Below are 18935 nucleotides of genomic sequence, written 5' to 3'. Positions count from 1 at the left end.
TGTTCCTCGGGGGGTCAAGCCACCTGCGACGCGCCCCCGATCGGGTCTTTACCGGATCTTGACCGCGTGTTGAATCGCCCCACCGACGATTGCCACGTGACTACCATTCAAGCCGTGGAGCTGGGGGTTTTGGGACCTCTTCAGGCCCGGCGGGACGGCGCCCGGGTGACAATCCCGGGCGCCAAACCGCGCGCGATCCTCACCATGCTCGGGCTGCACGGCGGTTCTGTCGTGTCGGCCGAAACACTGATCGATCTGCTCTGGGGTGACGAACCGCCGCGCACCGCGGCCAAGGCGCTGCAGACCCACATCTCCTCACTGCGTCGGGCGTTGGGCGACGGCTTCGTCCTCACGCAGGGAATGGGCTGGATCCTCAACACGACCGAGGTGGACGCCCCGCGTTACAAGCTGGCCACCAGAGCAGGACGAGATGCGGCAGCGGCCGGAGATACCACTCAATCGGTAGTCCGCTTCGAGGAGGCGCTGAACCTCTGGCGCGGAACTCCCGAACTGCCCGACTCCCGCCGGGGAATTTCGGAAAAGACACGCTGGGTCGAGGGACACGCCGCGCTGGTCGAGGACCGTGCCGATGCGCTGCTCGCGACGGGGCGGGCCGCGGAGATCGTCGGCGAGCTGGAGGCCGCGGTGGCCGACGCGCCGCTGCGCGAGCGGCGGTGGGCCCAGCTGATGCTCGCGCTCTATCGCGCGGGCCGACAGGGTGAAGCCCTGGGCGCGTATCAACGAGCCCGGTCGCTGCTCGCCGACGAGCTCGGGGTCGATCCCGGGCCGGAGCTTCGGCGGCTTGCAGCCGCGATCGTCGCTCAGGACTCCGCACTGGATCACCCGGTGGCCCAGCATCTTCCGTCGGTGACCCGCGCCGTGACCTTTCTGCTCACCGATATCGAGGGATCGACTGCCGCGTGGGAGGCCGATGCCGCCGCCATGGCGATAGCGCTCGCGCGCCACGACGAACTGGTCGAGCAGGTCGTCACCTCCCGCGGCGGGCGGCTCATCAAAACGCGTGGCGAAGGCGATGCCACATTCTCGGTCTTCGACCGGCCCTCAGCTGCGGCCGCCGCGGCGATGGAACTGCAAGACGCAATCCTTCACGAGCCGTGGGGGCTGCGCGAGCCCATGCGTATCCGGATCGCCCTGCACACCGGCGAGGTGGAGCTGCGCGACGGTGACTACTTCGGTCGGGCGGTCAACCGCGCCGCCCGCCTGCGGTCACTGGCCATCGGAGGCCAGATCCTGTGCTCCGGAGCGACGGCCGAGCTCGTCATCGACAGCCTGTCCGACGACGTTGTTCTTGCCGACCTCGGGATGCGCGCGCTGCGCAACCTGCCGCGCCCGGAGCATGTCTTCGAACTCCGCGTACAGACCGCCGAGCAACTCGAAAAGACCGTCGACGAACCCCTCGAGCGGCCCGACCTCCCCGCGGTGCTGACCGGCCCCGGGCGGTTCGTCGGCCGCGGCCTGGAGCTCGAGCAACTTGCTGCAGCCTGGCAGGCCGCGCTCGCCGGCGGCATTCACGCGATGCTGATCGCCGGCGAACCCGGCGTGGGCAAGACGCGCCTGGCCGGCGAATGGTCGCAACAGGCCTTCGGGCAAGGCGCCGTCGTGTTGTACGGCCGTTCCGACGAGGACCTGGGTGCGCCCTATCAGCCCTTCGCCGAAGCGCTGCGTTCGCTGGTGCCCTGCATCGGCCCGCAGAGACTGCGGGGATTGCGAGGTGTTGAAGCACTGCTCCCGCTGGTTCCCGGTCTGACCGATGCGCTGCCCGACCTGTCCGCGCCGCCCCGCGCCGACCCCGACACCGAACGCTATGCACTGTTCGACGCCGTCGTCGCGCTGCTGGAACTCGCCTCTGCCCGTGCGCCCGTCGTCCTGATACTCGACGATCTGCACTGGGCGGCCAAACCGACGCTGCTGCTGTTGCGGCACCTGTTGCGCTTTGGCGACCGCACCCGGGTGCAAATCGTCGCGACGTATCGCAGCACTGACCTCGACCGAGCCCATCCCCTGGCGGCGATGCTCGCCGACCTGCACCGGGACGGCACCGCGGACCGCCTCGCTCTCGGCGGCCTCGGCGCCGACGACGTGACCGCCTATGTCGCCGAGGCCGGATACGACGACGAACAGCTCGCCCGGGCGTTGGCATCGGTCACCGGCGGCAACCCGTTCTTCTTGATCGAGGCACTGCGCCATGTGGACGAAAGTGGCGGCGTCTGGGATCCGGGCACCTTGCCGCAGGGCGTTCGTGAAGCCGTGAGCCGCAGGCTTTCGCGACTGCCGGCAGAGACCAACAAGGCCCTTGCCGCGGCCGCCGTGGTCGGCAGCCGCTTCGCGGTGGACCTCGTGGAGCAGGTGGTTGAACGCGATCTCGTCGACGCCTTCGAGGAAGCGTGCAAAGCCGGCATCGTCATCGAAGAGTCCGGCGGTCGATACCGGTTCAATCATGCGATCGTCCGGCAGGCGCTGATTGCCGAGCTGGCGTCGGTGCGGCGCATGCGACTGCATCAACGTATCGCCACGACGCTGGAAGCAACGCCCGGCGCGGACGGGGAGCTGCTGGCGGAACTGGCGTACCACTATTTCGAATGCGCTTGGGCGGGAAACGCCGCCAAGGCCGTCGAGTATTGCCGACGGGCGGCGGATCAGGCGATGTCCCGCCTCGCCTACGAAGGCGCCGCCGATCTCTACGACCGGGCGCTGCACGCTCTGGAGGAGATCGACGACGAGCTGCCCGATCGCGCCGACCAGGCCGCCGAGCTGCTGGTCGCGCGCTGTGAGGCGCTGCTTGCCGCCGGCGAGGTGGCTTCGGCGACCCGTGCGGTGTCCCAATTGCAGTCAGTCACAGTCGCTTCGGACCGGCTGGCCGCGTGGGCGACGTGTTTCGACGGCCAACTCTCGATGCTGATCCGCCCGGAGCGATTGGACGAGGTCGAGACCGCGTTGGCCGCCGCCGCCGACAAGCTGGCCGGATTGGGCGACGCCGAAGGGGAAGCCAAGGCCCATACCGTACGCGCCGGATGCCTTGCGCGTCTTGGGCGAATCGGCGACTGCGAGATCGCGTTGGACAGCGCGTTGACCGCGGCGCGGCACGCACGTGAACACCGTCGGGTGAACGCGGTGCTGGCCGGAGCGCCCCTTGCGGCGCTGTGGGGGCCGAATCCGGTTCCGCGTGCCGGCGGGCGTTGTCTTGACGTGGTGCGACTGTTGCGAATCACGACGGATTCGCCTGCGGTCGAGGCGACGTCGACGCGATGCCAAGCCGTCCTGGAGGCCTTCCGCGGCCGCGCCGCCACCGCCCGACGGATGATCGACTCGGCGCGCCGCACAGTCACCGAGATCGGCCTGCGTCATGCCCTGCTCGAGGTTGAGCAGTTCGCCGGAATCATTGAGCTGGTTGTGGACGACCCCAGCGGCGCCGAGCCGCACCTGCGTCAGGCCTACCACGGTTTTCGCCGGATGGGGCTGGAGGCCGACACCGCCGAGACCGCTGCCCTGCTGGGCCGTACCTGCCTGGCCCTCGACCGAGTCGCCGAGGCGGAGGAGTTGTGCACCGAAAGTGAGCGGCTCGCGGGACACGCCTTGAAGGCGTCGATCGCCTGGCGCACGCTGCGGGCGCTGTTGTTGACGCGCCGCGGTGATCATGATGCGGCGCGGCAGATGGCCGAGTCGGCGGTCGACCTGGCTGAACGCACCGACGCCCTGGTCGATCACGGCGATGCCTGTCTGGCGCTGGCGACGGTGTTGAACGCCGCCGGCGATGAGGCGGGTGCACGGGCCGCCGCGGAGCGAGCGACGGCGCTCTACGAGCGGAAAGGTGCTGAGGCACTCGCCGCCAAGGCGCACGCGATGCTGGGCGATCCCGTCGCGCCCGTCCCCGCGGCACCAGCCGAATCGCCGGCCATCGACCTGACCAACGCGGCCACCCGTGCGGCGCAACGGGTGATGGCCGCTGTTGACCGCGAAGACTGGGACGAGTTCGAGCGGCTGTTTGCGCCCCAGCCGTCAATCGAAAGCCGCCGCAAGATCGTCGGCTTCGCGCAGACCGACCTTCCGACCCACCAGGTGATGCATCAGACCAGGCAGGATCTCGAGGCGGGGGCCATCCGGGTCGACCATGTCATCGTCGCCGTACGAGGCGAGCGACTGGCTCTCGCCCGGGTGATCGTCGGCACCCCCGACGCGGGTCCTGGAGCACCGCACGACGAACTCCTCCAGGTGTACGGCATCGACGAAGAGGGGCGAATAGCACTGCAGGTGTGGTTCGACCTCGAAGACATGGATGCGGCGATCGCCGAACTCGATGCGCTGCAAGCGCGATTCGCGGATAAACGCTCACGAACCCGGCACTTGGAGAACAAGGCGGCGCTGGTAGTCGAGCGGTTCTACCCCCACTTCGCGGCCCGCGACTGGGAGGCTATCGCCCAAGCAGCGGCCGAGGACTATTCGATCGACGATCGCCGGCGGACGGTCAACTCCGGGACTCGATATGGCCGAGCCGCCGGGATCCAGGAGTTGCAGGCCACCGCTGAGGTCGGATTCACGATAACCATGTTGGGCACCGTGGCGACCCGCGGCGAGCGTCTCGTCCTCACCCGCGTCCGCGCCGCCGGCCATGACCCCGATGCGATTCACAACGAAGTCCTCAACGTCGTCGAGATCGACTCAGAAGGCAAGGTTGTGGCGGTCGTCGTGTTCGATCTTGAGGACATCGAGGCTGCCCTGGCCGAACTCGATGCGCGATATCTCGCCGGCGAAGCAGCCGCCTGCGCTGGCACTTGGTCGGCGATCACCGGGGTCTTTGTCGCGCTCAGTCGAGGCGAAATGCCTCCGACAACTGCCGAGTTCACCGATATCGACAATCGGGCGCTTGCGACGGTCGGGAAAGGCGACCTGATGGCATACCTCCGCGTCGCCTTGGACGACACGGTGCAGAACATCGTTTATGCCGAAGCCGTACACCGGCTGACCGACCGCGGCGCGGTTATCTCCCACGTCGCCAAGGGGACTTCGCGGGACGGCTTAGACGTCGAGTGGCGCCTTATCGACACCTTGACGGTCGAGGGCGGACTGGTCAGCAGCTGCGAGATGTTCGACGAGGCAGACCTCGATGGAGCCCTGGCGAGGTTGGACGAACTGCGCCCGAAGTCGCAGCGGCTGGAGAACGCGGCAAGCCGGGCCTACCAGCGTTTCCAGTCGTACTTCACGACCCGCGACTGGGAAGCTCTGAGAGAGGTTCTGACCGACGACGTGTCCACCGAAGACCGTCGTCGGGTGGTGGGCTCGGGCGTTCGGTTGGGCCGCGACGCGGTAATCACCGAACTTTCAGCGCTCGCCAGTACCGGCAGCCTGAATCAGGCCCTCACCGCAGATGTGGTCGCGACCCGTGGCCGGCGGCTCATCCTTACGCGTACCCGATACACCGCCAGCAACGAGCCCGCGGCGTACTACTTCGTTGGGCTGGAGGTAATTGAGGTCGACGCCAACGAGCGGGTGACGGCGCGGGTCGGGTTCGACCGTGACGACTTTGACGCCGCCATCGCCGAGCTCGACGCGCGCTACCTCGGCGGCGAAGCAGCGCCTCACTCAGACGTCTGGTCGGCCGTAGCGGGAAGTTACGCCGCGCTGAACCAGCACAAGCTGCCGTTGATCACGCCAGACTGCGTCAACATCGACCACCGAACAGAGACGGCGTTCGGGCCCGGTGACGTCACCGCATACATCCAAGCCGGATGGGATGTCGAGCAAGACATCGATATCTATGTCGAGCAAGTGCATCGGCTGAGCAGCATCGGAGCGGTCGTCACCTACACAGCGCAGGAGACTTCGCGCGACGGGCTTGACGCCGAGTGGCGCGGCATCGCGGTCTTTACGGTGGACAGCGGCACGATCAACCGCACTGAGGTATTCGACGAAGCCGACCTCGACGCTGCGCTCACGAGATATGAAGAACTACACCAGCAGCCGCGCCAACGGGAGAACGCGGCATGGCAAGTGGCAGAGCGCCTCCAGCCGCACTTCGCGGCGCGCGACTGGAACGCCGCGGCGAAGCTGCTTGCCGACAACTTTGTCAATGACGATCGTCGTCGAGTCGTCGGATCGGGGATCCGACATGGCCGAGACGCCACGATGGCAGACGCCCAAGCCACCGCCGGCCTGTTCACCGACGTGACGACGACGTTCCTGGCGACCCGTGGGACACGCCTTGCCCTCGCGCGGAACAGCTTCTCGGGCACCGACCGAGAATCCGGGGCCTTTCTCACCGAGGCACTCAGCATCCTGGAGGTCAACTCCGACGATCTGGCCACGGCGCTGGTCACATTCGACATCGACGACTTCGATTCCGCAATCGCCGAGCTCGACGCCCGTTACCTCGCCGGCGAGGCGGCCGCATACGCACGCACGTGGTCAATGCTCACAGCGACGTACGCCGCAGCGAACAAGCAACAACTCCGACTGACACCGGACTGCGTGACCATCGATCACCGACGACTCGCGACAATAGAGGTGGGCGACTTGGCCGCATACATCCGTTCCTCATGGGACGACGCGCAGAGCTTCCACGTCTATATCGCCGCGGTGCATCGGCTGAGCACACACGGGGCGGTCTTCACCCAAGCGGCGCGAGGGACCTCAGGCCAGGGCTTCGACGCCGAATGGCAAGAAGTCCTCGTGGCTACGTTCGCAGACGACCTTGTCAACCGCTGCGAGCTGTTCGACGAAGCGGACCTCGATGCCGCACTCACCAGATTCGAAGAGCTGCAACCGAAGTTGGTGCGGTTGGGCAATGCGGCAGGGCGCGTATATGAGCGCATCTTGGCGCACTTCGCCGCTCAGGACTGGGCTGCAATCGCAGGGACCTTGGCCGACGACTGTTCCACGATGGATCGTCGTCGCGTGGTCAATGCTGGTCTCCGACATGGCAGAGACGCGGTCGTCGCAGAAGTTGCAGCAATCGCTGAGGTCGGGGTGGTCCTTACCTCAGACATCGTTGCGACCCGAGGGGAACGCCTCGTCTTGAGTCGTGGCCGCGCTTTGGAGAACGTCCACCGACCCGATGCGTTTCGCAGCGACCTACTCGACGTTGTCGAAATCGACGCCAACGAGAAGGTCGTGGCACGCGTCATATTCGACCTCGACGACATCGATGCCGCCTTCACCGAACTCGACACCCGCTACCTCGCTGGTGAAGCCGCCGCCTACGCACAGACGTGGTCACTCATCATGCAAGGTTTCGCCGCGCTCAACCGGCGCGAACTTTTCCCGACCACGCCAGACTGGGTGAACATCGATCACCGGCGAGGGACCCCCATTGCACCCGGCGAAATGCCCAAGCTGCTCAGCGCTATGTGGACCTTCCCGTCTGATCTGAGCCACTTCATCGACGCGGTACACCGACTGAACGACCGTGGAGCGGTCTACACCTACAGGGCGCAGGAATTCTCCACAGACGGCTTCTACGCCGAATGGCACGGGATCACCGTGATCACCTTCGAAGGCCACCTGGTCAACCGCTGCGAGGTGTTCGACGGGGAAGACCTCGACGCCGCGCTCGCCAGGTTCGACGAACTACAGCAGCAGCCAAGGCAACTGGAGCACCTGGAGAACACGGCACGCCGAGTGGAGCGGCGATTCGAGTCGTCCTTCGCGAGCCGCGACTGGGAGGCGATGGCCGAGCTGTTGGCCGACGACTCCTCCACCGACGATCGTCGCCCGCTGGTGGGCGTAGGCGTCCGACGTGGTAGAGACACCGTTATCGCCGACTGGCGAGCGACCGCTGATGTCGGTGTCCTGAACGTGTCGTCGAGCGTCATCGCGACTCGCGGCGAGCGCCTTGTCCTGGGTCGCTACCGTTTCGCGGGCAACGACCAACGGCCCGAGGCGTTCCACACCGACGTGCTCGGCGTCCTGGAGATCGACGACAGCCAGCGGATCACCTCGGCGGTCATGCTCGACATCGACGAAATCGATTCCGCGCTAGCTGAACTCGACGCCCGCTACCTTGCCGGGGAAGCGGCCGCTTACGCGCACACCTGGTCACTGGTCCTCGGTGCTTATGCCGGGTTCAACCGGCGCGATCTTGCCGCGACGACGCCGGACTGGGTAAGTATTGACCACCGGCGCGGGGCGGCTTTCGCGTCCGGCGACATGGTCCAGTACATCCAGGCCGCTTGGGACGACTCGCCGGACACCCGGATCTACATCGCAGTGGTGCATCGACTCAGCGACATCGGAGCGGTCGTCACCCATGTGGCGCAGGGGATTTCCCAAGAGGGCTTCGACGCCGAGTGGCGTGATATCAACGTAGTGACCGTCGACGGCGATTTGGTCGATCGCTCCGAACTGTTCGACGGAGACGACCTCGACGCCGCGCTAGCACGGTTCGAAGAACTCGGTCGATGGACGCCGCCGCTTGAGAACGCCGCGACCCGGGTCTGCGCACGCGTAGCAGACGCATACAACCGTCGTGACGGGGACGCACTGTTCGCGCTCGCGAGCGCGGATAGCCGATATGAGGACCGGCGAAAAGGCCTGCGCGACACCCACGAGGGCGCAGAGGTGCAGAAAGTCGTTGATGCCACGTTGGAGACGACGCCCAGCAGTTGGCGGATGGAGATGGAGCCCATCGCCCTCAGAGGGTCTCGCCTCACGCTGACCCGAAGGAGCTATCGCGACAGCGATGATCCCGATCAACCGATCACCGTCGACATGTTGAGTGTCATCGAAGTCGACTCCGACGCCCTGATGAACCGCTCAGTGACTTTTGATCCCGACGACATCGAAGCCGCTGTCGCCGAACTCGACGCCCGTTACCTCGCCGGGGAAGCGGCAGCCCACGCGCACACCTGGTCGACTATTTTGCGCGCTTTCGACGCGTTCAACGCACACCAGCTCCCCGCAACAACGCCAGACTGGGTGAATGTCGACCATCGCCGAGGAAGAGCCTTCTCGCCCGGCGACCTGGTCCCCTACATCCATGCCGCATGGGAACTTGCGCCCCAAGCCAAGATCTATGTCGAGGCAGTACATCGGCTGACCGATCTCGGAGCGGTCGTCACCCAAGTGTTGCGGGGAACGTCGCCAAACGGCTTCGACGCCGAATGGCTTGAGGTCAATCTGCTGACCGTCGATGGCGACCTGATCAACCGAAGTGAGCTGTTCGACGAGGAAGACCTCGGCGCCGCACTCGCCAGATTCGACGAGCTCAGTTGACCGAGGACTCGACGTGAGAACTCACTGCGCCTGGCTCACCGACGACATGTGGAAGTCGGGAATTCGCAGTGACGGCATCGACGCCCGGGTCGCCCAATCACCCCATTCCCGGGGCAGCGTCGGCTCGGCGATGCCGGCCTGCGTGGCACGGCGCAGCAGGTCCAACGGGCTCTCGTTGAACCGGAAGTTGTTCACCGCCGCAGTCACCTTGCCGTCTTCGACCAGGTAGACGCCGTCGCGGGTCAGCCCGGTCAGCAGCAGTGTGGTCGGGTCGACCTCGCGGATGTACCACAGCGTGGTCAGCAGCAGCCCGCGCTCGGTCGAGGCGATCATCTCGTCCATGCTGGCCGAACCGCCCGTCATCAGCAGGTTGTCGGCCGCCAGGGCGACCGGGGCGCCGAACTCGGCGGCAGCGGCCCGCGGGTAGGCCAGCGCGTTGATCACCCCGCCGCGAATCCAGTCCACGCAGCCGATGTCCAGGCCGTTGTCGAACACCGATGCGGTCTCTGACGAGGTGCCGGTCGCCACGAACGGCGCGCACTCGAGCCCGAACGCATGCGGATCCGAATACAGGGTCAGCGGCAGTTCGGACAGCCGCTCCCCCACCCGGGTGCCGCCGCCGGGCGCCGACAGCGCGGTGCGGCCCTCCTGGGCACCGCGGCCGCTCATCGTCCAACCGAGATAGATCATCATGTCGGCCACTGTGGACGGCGGCATCAACGTTTCGTAGCGTCCGGCCGGCAGCTCGACGCTGCGCGCCGCCCAGCCCAATCGCGTCGAGAGCTGCTTCAGCAGCGAATCCGTTGGCACATCAACGAAATCCGGTGTGCTGACCCCAGCCCAGGCACTGGCGCCGTCGCGTTTGGCGTTGATCTCCACCGTCCCGGTGGGCTGGGTGAAACGCCGCCGCAGCCCGGTCGAGGACGCCAGGAACGTCGTCTCCACCTCGTGGCGAGCGAACCCGTAGAGCTGGTCGGCGCCCCGAAAGCCACGGCTCAGCGAGGTGGCCAGCCCGGCGAAGACCTCCGCGCCGGTCTGCGGCACCTCAGCGTCCCAGTCGTCGGGTATGCCATTGCCGCCCAACAGCTCCACGGCGTCGCGAGCCTCCGGCGCGCCCGCAGCCGCCTCCGCTGAGGCGGCCACCAACTCGGCGATCTGCGCCGGCTCCACCTCCGACGAGCACAGCGAGCCGACCCGCGGCCCCTCGTCGTCGTAAACGATCGTGACGACCGTGGTGGTCCGGCTGGTCGAGACCCCGTTGGTGGTCATCGAGTTGCCCGCCCAGCGCAGCGACGACTCGGACCGGTCCGTCACCAGCACGATGGTCTCGGTCTTGTCGCCTTTGGCCGCCGCCAAAGCCGTGTCGATGACCTGTTGCGCGGGAATCATTCCCGGCCCCCCTCGCTGCGCGTGTTGAGCACGTTGATCCCCCGGAACAGCGCCGACGGACAGCCGTGGCTGACCGCGGCGACCTGACCGGGCTGGGCCTTGCCGCAGTTGAACGCCCCGCCCAGCCGCCACGTCGACGCGCCGCCGACGGCCTCCATCGCGTTCCAGAAATCGGTGGTGGTCGCCTGATAGGCCACGTCGCGCAGCTGCCCGTCCAGACGGCCGTCGCGGATCCGGAAGAACCGCTGACCGGTGAACTGGAAGTTGTAGCGCTGCATGTCAATCGACCACGATCGGTCCCCGACGATGTAGATGCCGTTGTCGACCCGCGCGATCAGGTCGGCGGTGGACAGGTCCTCAGGACCCGGCTGCAGTGACACGTTGGCCATCCGCTGGATCGGGACGTGATGCGGCGAGTCGGCATACGAGCACCCGTTGGAACGAGATTGCCCCAGCCGGGGCGCGAACACCCGGTCCAGCTGATACCCCACGAATCGCCCGTCGCGCACCAGGTCCCAGCTCTGAGCAGCGACACCCTCGTCGTCGTAGCCGATGCTGGCCAACCCGTAGGGCACCGTGCGGTCAGCGGTCACGTTCATCACCGGCGACCCGTACTGCAGCGTGCCGAGCTTGTCCGGGGTGGCGAACGATGTTCCGGCGTAGGCCGCCTCGTAACCGATGGCCCGGTCGTATTCGGTTGCGTGTCCGATGGATTCGTGGATGGTCAGCCACAGGTTGGTCGGGTCGATCACCAGATCCGTCGGCCCGGCCGTCACACCCGGGGACTTGACCTTCTCGGCGAGCAGCACCGGGAGTTCGGCCAGCTCGCCGGACCAGTCCCACACGTCGTCGCCGGCCACCGCCTCCCAACCGCGCGCGGTCGGTGGCGCCAGCGTGCGCATCGAGTCGAAGCCGTCCGGCCCGACGGTGACCGCATCGCAGACCGGCATCAGCCGCACTCGCTGCTGGGTGATCGAAGACCCGAACGTGTCGGCGTAGAAAGTCTGTTCCTTGACCGCGGTCAGCGCGGCCGTCACATGGTTCACTCCATCGGCAGCGAGCAACCGGCCCGAGTAGTCCTCCAGCACGTCGATCTTGTCGGAGGTGGGCACGTCGAACGGATCGACCAGGTAGTCCGACACCCACGTCGCGTCGCGGTACACCGGTTCGGCTGCCAGCTCGACACGTTCGGCGTTGAGGACGGCCAGCGTCTTGGCCACCTGCACGGCACGGCGGGCGGTATCGGCCGCGACACCCGGCGCCAGCTCGGCATGTGAGGCGAAGCCCCAGGTGCCGTCGACCACCACCCGCACCGCGAAGCCGAGCTCACGGTTGACGACGGCGGTCTCCAACTCACCGTCGCGCAGTCGGATGACCTCGGTGGAAATCCGGTGAATACGCAGGTCAGCATGCTCGGCGCCGGCTGCTCTGGCCGCCGACAACGCGGCGTCGGCCAGCTCGTGGCGGGGCAGGGCCAGAAAGTCGGCATCGATCCCCCGGTTCGCTGTCACCCGTCCACCGTAACGACGTGCCGAGGGTTGACCGCGGCATAGGTGTCAATAAAGATCACGGCGTGACAGCGCCACAGCGACTGGTTGAAGACGGTGTTCGGCGCTATGGCCGGTTCGAGGAGCGGGTCCGAGACACCAACCCGGTCGACGCGCACCGAGGCTTGTCGCGCCTCTGGCGCGAGTTCCGGCTCAAGGAGTGGGTCGGTTTCGCCTTGATCCACCCCGAGATGTCGGGCGCCATGATCATGCAGGACGTGAAGTACCTGGCGTCGTCGGAGTTGTTCGTCCGCGACCAGGCCACGGGTGTCCTGGTGGAGAAAAGCGCCCGGTTCCGGGGCGGCAGCCTGGGCCTGCCCGACGACCTGCTGCACGGTGGCCCCTGCCGCGTCAAGACGCGCCGCTACCTGCTCGAATACCACTTCGATGCCGACGCCGACACACTCACGGTGCGGATCGACTGCGCGGCAGACAGACACGGGCCCGCGATCACCGGCGCGCTGACGCTGTATATGGCGGGCGCCGCGCCGCCGCTCAGCCTCAGCGCCAAGCTCACGTCGGCGATCGACTACTACACGTTCAAGCAGCCGCTTCCCGCCGACGGGAAGCTCACGGTGGGTGACCGAACCTACGTGTTCGACTCCGCCCGCGATTTCGCCATCCTCGATGAGCATCGTTCGCAGTTCCCGTACTCGACATCCTGGACGTGGGGCACCTTTGCGGTCCGAATGGCCGGCGGTGTGGTGGGCTCCAACTTCGTCGACCGGCCGGAGTTCAGCGACGAGGACGACGAGTCGTCGAACTGGGTTCCCGGCGGTGTCCAGCCGCTCGCGGGAGTCCGGTTCGACTTCGCCTCCGATGATCCGCTGTCGACCGTGCGCGTCCGCGACCGTGACGGCCGGCTCGACGTGACATTCACCCCGGCGGGGCGCAAAGCGGTCAAACTCAACCTTCTCGCGGCCGCGATCGACTACTGGCAGCTCGCCGGCACCTATCGGGGCACCGTGACATCCCTGGCCGGCGAGTCGTTCTCCGTCGCCGACGTGCCCGGGGTGCTCGAACGGATGAAGACCCGCTTTTGAGTCGGCACAAGCGCTTTAATACAACGATGAGCCGGGCCCCCCGCTCCACGGCGCTGGCTTACGCGCTGCTCGCCCCCAGCCTGTTCGGCGTGGTGGCGTTCCTGCTGCTGCCGATGCTGGTGGTGGTGTGGCTGAGCCTGCACCGCTGGGATCTCTTGGGGCCGATCAGCTATGTCGGCGCGGATAACTGGCGATCGGTGCTGACCGATCCGGTGTTCGGCAATTCCCTCGTGGTGACCGTGCTTTTCGTCGCGATCGTCGTCCCGCTGCAAACCGTGCTGGGTCTGGGGGTGGCGGTCTTGCTGGCCCGCGAGCTGCCCGGCAGCGGCGTCTTCCGCACCGTCTACGTGCTGCCGTGGATCTGCGCGCCGTTGGCGATCGCGGTGCTGTGGCGCTGGATTCTGAGCCCCACCGACGGCGCGGTCAGCACCGTGCTCGGGCACCGCATCGAATGGCTGACCGATCCGGGGCTGGCGCTGCCGGTGACCTCGGCGGTGGTGGTGTGGACCAACGTCGGCTACGTCGCCCTGTTCTTCCTGGCCGGCATCCTGGCCATCCCCACCCAGGTGCTCTCAGCGGCACGCATCGACGGGGCGAACGGCTGGCAGCGGTTCTGGCGGGTCACCCTGCCGATGCTGCGCCCCACCATGTTCTTTGTGCTGGTCACCGGGGTGGTCAGCGCGGCGCAGGTGTTCGACACCGTGTACGCGCTGACTGGGGGCGGACCGGGCGGCCGCACCGACCTGATCGCGCACCGCATTTATGACGAGGCGTTCGGGATGGCGGCGATCGGCCGGGCCGCGGTGATGGCGCTGGTGCTGTTCGCCGTACTGGTTTCAGTGACGGTCGTTCAACAGCTTTCGTTGGGCCGGCGGGTCAGCTACGACCTCACGTGAGCCCACGTCGTTGCTGTGCTTGCGTACTAACCACCGTTGAGCGCGCTGTGACGGCGACCCCACACCAGGTAGAAGATCAACGCGACCGCTACCCAGCCGGCGAACACCATCCAGGTGTACCGGTGCAGGCTGCACATGATCCATCCGCAAACCACCACTGACAAGATCGGTGTGATCGGATAACCGGGCACCTTGAATCCGCGGGGCAGATCCGGTTCCCGGACCCGTAGCACAACCACCGCCACGGACACGACAATAAACGCGGTCAAGGCTCCGATGGAGACCGTTTCGGCCAGACGCGCAAGCGGCACCAGGCCGGCGAGGATTGCCGCCACGACCGCGACGATCATGGTGTTGGTTGCGGGTGTCCGAGTGCGCGGGTTGACCTTGGCGAACGTCGCCGGCATTAGACCGTCGCGACCCATCGCGAAAAGGATGCGGGTCTGGCAGTACATCGTGACCAAAGTGACCGAGAAGATCGAGATCACCGCGCCCGCGGCCAACACGGTGCCGCCTAAGCGGTTTCCGGTGATGTGGTCCACAATCACGGCCAGGCCCGCGCTTTGCCCCTCGAAGTCCTGCCACGGCTGGCTGCCCATCGCGGCCACCGCGACAATCACATAGACACCGGTCACGATCAGCAGTGCCGCGATGATTGCCCGCGGGATCGTGTGCTGCGGGTCTTTGGCCTCCTCACCGGCGGTGGAGACCGCGTCAAGACCTACGTAGGAGAAGAAGATCGTGCCCGCCGCCCAGCTGATTCCCGAGAATCCAAAAGGGGCGAAGTCAGTGAAGTGGTTCGCTCTGAACGCCGTTGACGCGATCGCCGCGAACATCAGCAGCACGCCGAGTTTGATCACCACCATGACGGCATTGACTTTGGCCGATTCACTGGTGCCGCCGATCAACATAGCCGCACAAATTGTCACCAAGACGATAGCCGGCAGGTTGACGAAACCACCTTCGGAATCCCATGGTCCCGATGAAATAGCCTGCGGTACCGAGAATCCGAAGACATTGAGCGACAGTTTGTTCAGGTACTGACTCCACCCAACTGACACCGCGGCGGTAGACACCCCGTATTCGAGCAGCAGGCATGCCCCGACAACCACGGCCATGAACTCACCGAGGGTGGCATAGCAGTATGAGTATGCCGACCCCGAAATTGGCACCGCCGAAGCCAACTCCGCGTAGCAGATCGCGGCCAGACCCGCTGCGGCCCCGGCGATGATGAACGAAACGACCACTGCCGGGCCGGCTTGCGGTACCGCCACCGGGAAGACAAAGAAGATCCCTGTGCCGACCGTCGAGCCGACGCCGAACATGGTGAGCCGAAAGCCACCGAGCCTGCGTCGCAGGTGATTCGTGCCCCCGGTGGCGATCGGTGCACCGTTCACCGGACGACGCCGCAGCATCTGCCGTGACATGCCGAGCGCCGGCGTTGACATTGGTGCCCCTAGCTGGACGGTTGGTGTCCATCATTGAACACGCCCCGACCGGCGCAACGGGTTACAACACGACGAACCGGACTAAGAACAAGTCACGTCGATTTCGAAGGGCTTGTTCACCGGCTGCATCGGGTTGGCCGTGTCGATCCCGGTCGCGGTGCCGCTGATCTTGTATTCCTTGCCGTTCTTGGTCGCCTTGGCGCTGCCCTGACCGGTGCCCGCGGTGTATGCCAGCGTCACACCGTTGACGTTGCCCAGCCCAACCGACTTCACCTCTGGCGGGTTGGCGTCGGTGAGCACCGCGGCGATACCCGTGGCCGCTCCGCCGATCGCGATGTTGACGGTGCCGGCCATCGTCGTACACACGGTCGAGCCGCTGACGTTCTGGTCTTTGCCGTCGATGGTGACTTTCGCGTTTGCGGCAGCGCCTCCGACGTTCACCGACGAGTGCTCCGTCTTCGGGCCGCTGGAGCACCCGGACAGACCTACGATCGCGATTGCTGCCGCCGCTGCGGCAACCGTTACTGAACGCTTCACCCGTACTCCTTTGTTATTGGTGGTCACGTGCCTGGTTTCGTGCTCTTTGGCGGGCGCGGGCGGGGGCTGGCGGGCTAGGCTTCATTCCGCATCCTGATCCGATGGCGGTGTGCTGCTGCCCGTGGCAGGCCGCCCGCCACGCTCACTTGGAGTGTGCTGGGCAGGCCGGCTCCGGCGCATCAGGTAATTACCCCATATTTGCTCCGGGATGCGCGGTCCCCGACGCCGAGGCGGGAGAGGAGGTGGCCGTGGCAGGCCGTCTGCTCGAACGCGATTCGGCACTGGCGACCCTTGATCGTTGCCGTCGAGCCGCCGGCCGAGGGCGTGGGCAGCTGGTGTTGCTGCGCGGGGAGGCCGGGGTGGGCAAGACCACGGTGATCGCCCGATTTCTCGCCGGCCTCGATCCAGGCACGCGGGCCCTGCGGGGCTGGTGCGACGGATTGGCCACCCCGCGGCCGTTGGGTCCGTTCATCGACATGCTCGCCGACCTTCCCGCGGATCAGGCGACCTCGATACGGGCGGCCATCGACGCCGGTGACACCGAGGCGGTCTACGCCCGGTTGGCCGGCGTCGTCGGCGACGGCAACCCCTCGGTCTGCGTGATCGAGGACCTGCACTGGGCCGACGGCGCCACCCTGGATCTGCTGCGTTATCTGGCCCGGCGGATCGACATGCTGCCGATGCTGCTGGTGGTGTCCTACCGCGACGACCAGATCGGCCCAACCCACCCGCTGGCAGTGCTGTTAGGTGATGTGGCGACTTGGGCGACCGTGACTCGGATCGCGCTGGACCCGCTCAGCGCCGCGGCGGTGGCCGCGTTGGCCGCCGGCAGTGGCATCAACGCCCAAGCGTTGTACCGGCTTACCGGCGGGAACTCGTTTTTCGTCACGGAGGTGTTGGCCGCCGGGGCCGATGCGCTGAACGACGGCGGCCTGCCGTGCAGCGTTTCCGAGGCGGTTCGGGGCAGGCTCGCAAGACTGTCGGCGGCTGCGCGCGAAACCGCGCAGGCGGCCGCGATCTGCGGGCCGCGGGCGCACCCCGCCCTGCTCGAGGCGATATCGCCGGGCGCGACGAGCACATTGAGCGAATGCCTAGACGCCGGGGTGCTGGTCGCCAACGCCGACACGGTGGGGTTCCGCCACGAACTGGCCCGCCGCGCCACCGTCGAGCAGATCCCCGCCTATCAGCGCCGAGTGCTGCACAAGCGGGCAATGACCACGCTGGCCGAGCCGCCGATCGATCCGGACACATTGGCGGCGCTGACATTTCACGCCGAACAGGCCGGCGACACCGACGCCGTCATCAGCTATGGCCCAGCGGCCGCCGAGCGCGCTGCGAAGTTCGGCGCCAATCGGCAAGCCACCGACCTGTATGCGCTGGTGCTGCGCCACGCCGACACCATCCCCGGCGAGCAACGGGTGATCTGGCTCGAACGGCACGCCTTCAGCAGCTACCTGAGCGGCCAGGCCGACTCTGCGGTGTCGTCGTTACGAGAGGCGATCGCGCTGCGCCACGAGTTGGAGGATCCGTATCAGGAGGCCGAGGATCTGCGCTGGCTGTCGCGCCTCCTGCAGCCACTGGGACGCCCTGAGGAAGCCATGCGGTCGGCGCACGCGTCATTACTGCTGCTCGAAAACCTCGGCCCGTCCCCGCAGTTGGCGTGGTCCCTGATCAACATGGCTCACATCGCCGCGCTTGCGTTGGACCCCGCCTGTGCCCGGTATGCGGCCCGCGCGAAAGCCCTCGGGGATCAATTCCGGGACCCCGCCGTGGTGATCCGTGCCCGTGGATACACCGCACTCACCACCGTGTTCTGTACCGACACCGGCTGGGACGAATTCGAGGCGGTATGGCGAGAGGCGGCCACAACCCCCGGGCTCGAGGAACACGGCGGAATATTCGGCATCCTCATCGGCATGTTCGCTGTCGTTCGCGGCGAATTCGGTCGCGCGGAGCGTTATCTCGCCGAAGCGGCGGCCTTCCTCGACCACTGCGACCTTGGTATGTTCCAGACCCTGGTGGCGGGGCTGCAGGCACTTACCGGCTTGGCTCGCGGCGACTGGATGGCTGCCGCGCTGGCGGCCGAGCAGATCCTGACCCGGCCTGGACTCACCCCCCAGCACCGGATCACGCCGTTGATCACCGTCGCCTTGATCCGGGCACGCCGCGGCGAGGAACCCGTCTGGCCCCTACTCGATGAGGCCCTCGAGTGTGCGACGGGCAGCCTGCTGCGCCTGCCGGTGTGCGCCGCGCGTGCCGAAGCCGCCTGGCTGGCCGGCGACGACGAGGCGGCCCGCCACGCCGCGGCCGAAATCCTCACGGTGTCCGGCACGGCGCACGCGTGGCTGGGGGGGTCCCTGCGGCGCTGGGCTCATCTGGCCGGAGGCCGATCGGGTACAGACGTCATCGCTGACACTCCCTATGAACGTGAAATCAACGGGGATTGGTGCGCGGCCGCGCAGGAGTGGGCCCTCCGTGGCTGTCCCTACGATGTCGCCATCGCTCAACTCGGCGGCGACATCGACGCCGTCGAGGCCGCGCTGGGCGTCTTCCGCCGGCTCGGCGCCCGCCCCGCGGCCCGCCGCGCTCAGCAACGCCTCGCCCAGCTGCGCGGTCGCGATCCCGACCGCCGCCGCAAAGGCACCAGCGCTGACCCGAACGGCCTCACCAAGCGCCAACGGGACGTCCTCGAACTCCTTGCCACCGGGCGCAGCGATGCCGAAATCGCCACCGCCCTCTATATCAGCACCAAAACCGCCAACGCGCACGTGTGCGCCGTCCTGGCCAAACTGGGCGTGCACAACCGCACTCAGGCCGCCGCCTACGCCTACCAACAGCCCCGGTGAGAGC

8 protein-coding genes are annotated in these 18935 nt (G+C 66.9%); 4 read left to right on the top strand and 4 right to left on the bottom strand.

Translation table 11 applies throughout. The features are described 5' to 3' along the window. The first annotated feature begins 114 nt into the window (after positions 1–114). The gene (locus K3U94_RS08775) at positions 115–9225 is read left to right on the top strand and encodes a BTAD domain-containing putative transcriptional regulator (RefSeq protein WP_267878362.1); all 9111 of its coding nucleotides are present in this window, start codon (positions 115–117) and stop codon (positions 9223–9225) included. A 21-nt stretch (positions 9226–9246) separates the two neighbouring features. Here the strand turns inward: K3U94_RS08775 and K3U94_RS08770 are convergent, their stop codons facing one another. Then, the gene (locus K3U94_RS08770) at positions 9247–10614 is read right to left on the bottom strand and encodes a metallopeptidase TldD-related protein (RefSeq protein ID WP_047319518.1); all 1368 of its coding nucleotides are present in this window, start codon (positions 10612–10614) and stop codon (positions 9247–9249) included. Continuing rightward, positions 10611–12125, bottom strand: a complete 1515-nt coding sequence (locus K3U94_RS08765; RefSeq protein ID WP_047319519.1) for a TldD/PmbA family protein — start codon at positions 12123–12125, stop codon at positions 10611–10613. The genes K3U94_RS08770 and K3U94_RS08765 overlap by 4 nt, the downstream gene beginning before the upstream one ends. Positions 12126–12187: 62 nt before the next feature. Here K3U94_RS08765 and K3U94_RS08760 point away from each other — a divergent pair, with 62 nt between their 5' ends. Together K3U94_RS08760 and K3U94_RS08755 are read left to right on the top strand one after the other, a co-directional pair. Beyond that, positions 12188–13204: a DUF2804 family protein gene (locus K3U94_RS08760; RefSeq protein ID WP_052956884.1), complete on the top strand. Its 1017-nt coding sequence runs from the start codon at positions 12188–12190 to the stop codon at positions 13202–13204. Positions 13205–13230: 26 nt separating this feature from the next. Continuing rightward, on the top strand, positions 13231–14100 hold the full coding sequence (locus K3U94_RS08755; RefSeq protein ID WP_047319520.1) for a carbohydrate ABC transporter permease: 870 nt from the start codon (positions 13231–13233) through the stop codon (positions 14098–14100). A 26-nt stretch (positions 14101–14126) separates the two neighbouring features. On the opposite strand, the gene K3U94_RS08750 is transcribed toward K3U94_RS08755, so the two are convergent. Both K3U94_RS08750 and K3U94_RS08745 read right to left on the bottom strand, forming a co-directional pair. Continuing rightward, positions 14127–15548, bottom strand: coding sequence for an amino acid permease (locus tag K3U94_RS08750; protein WP_047319521.1), 1422 nt, complete (start codon positions 15546–15548; stop codon positions 14127–14129). Between the two features lie 81 nt (positions 15549–15629). Then, positions 15630–16085, bottom strand: a complete 456-nt coding sequence (locus tag K3U94_RS08745) for a lipoprotein LpqH (protein ID WP_047319522.1) — start codon at positions 16083–16085, stop codon at positions 15630–15632. A 248-nt stretch (positions 16086–16333) separates the two neighbouring features. On the opposite strand from K3U94_RS08745, the gene K3U94_RS08740 reads away from it, so the two are divergent. After that, positions 16334–18931: an ATP-binding protein gene (locus K3U94_RS08740; protein WP_052956892.1), complete on the top strand. Its 2598-nt coding sequence runs from the start codon at positions 16334–16336 to the stop codon at positions 18929–18931. Positions 18932–18935 lie beyond the last annotated feature (4 nt).

Source organism: Mycolicibacter heraklionensis (genome assembly GCF_019645815.1).
In the GTDB taxonomy this organism is placed as follows: domain Bacteria; phylum Actinomycetota; class Actinomycetes; order Mycobacteriales; family Mycobacteriaceae; genus Mycobacterium; species Mycobacterium heraklionense.
This window is presented reverse-complemented; position numbering and strand designations above follow the sequence as displayed.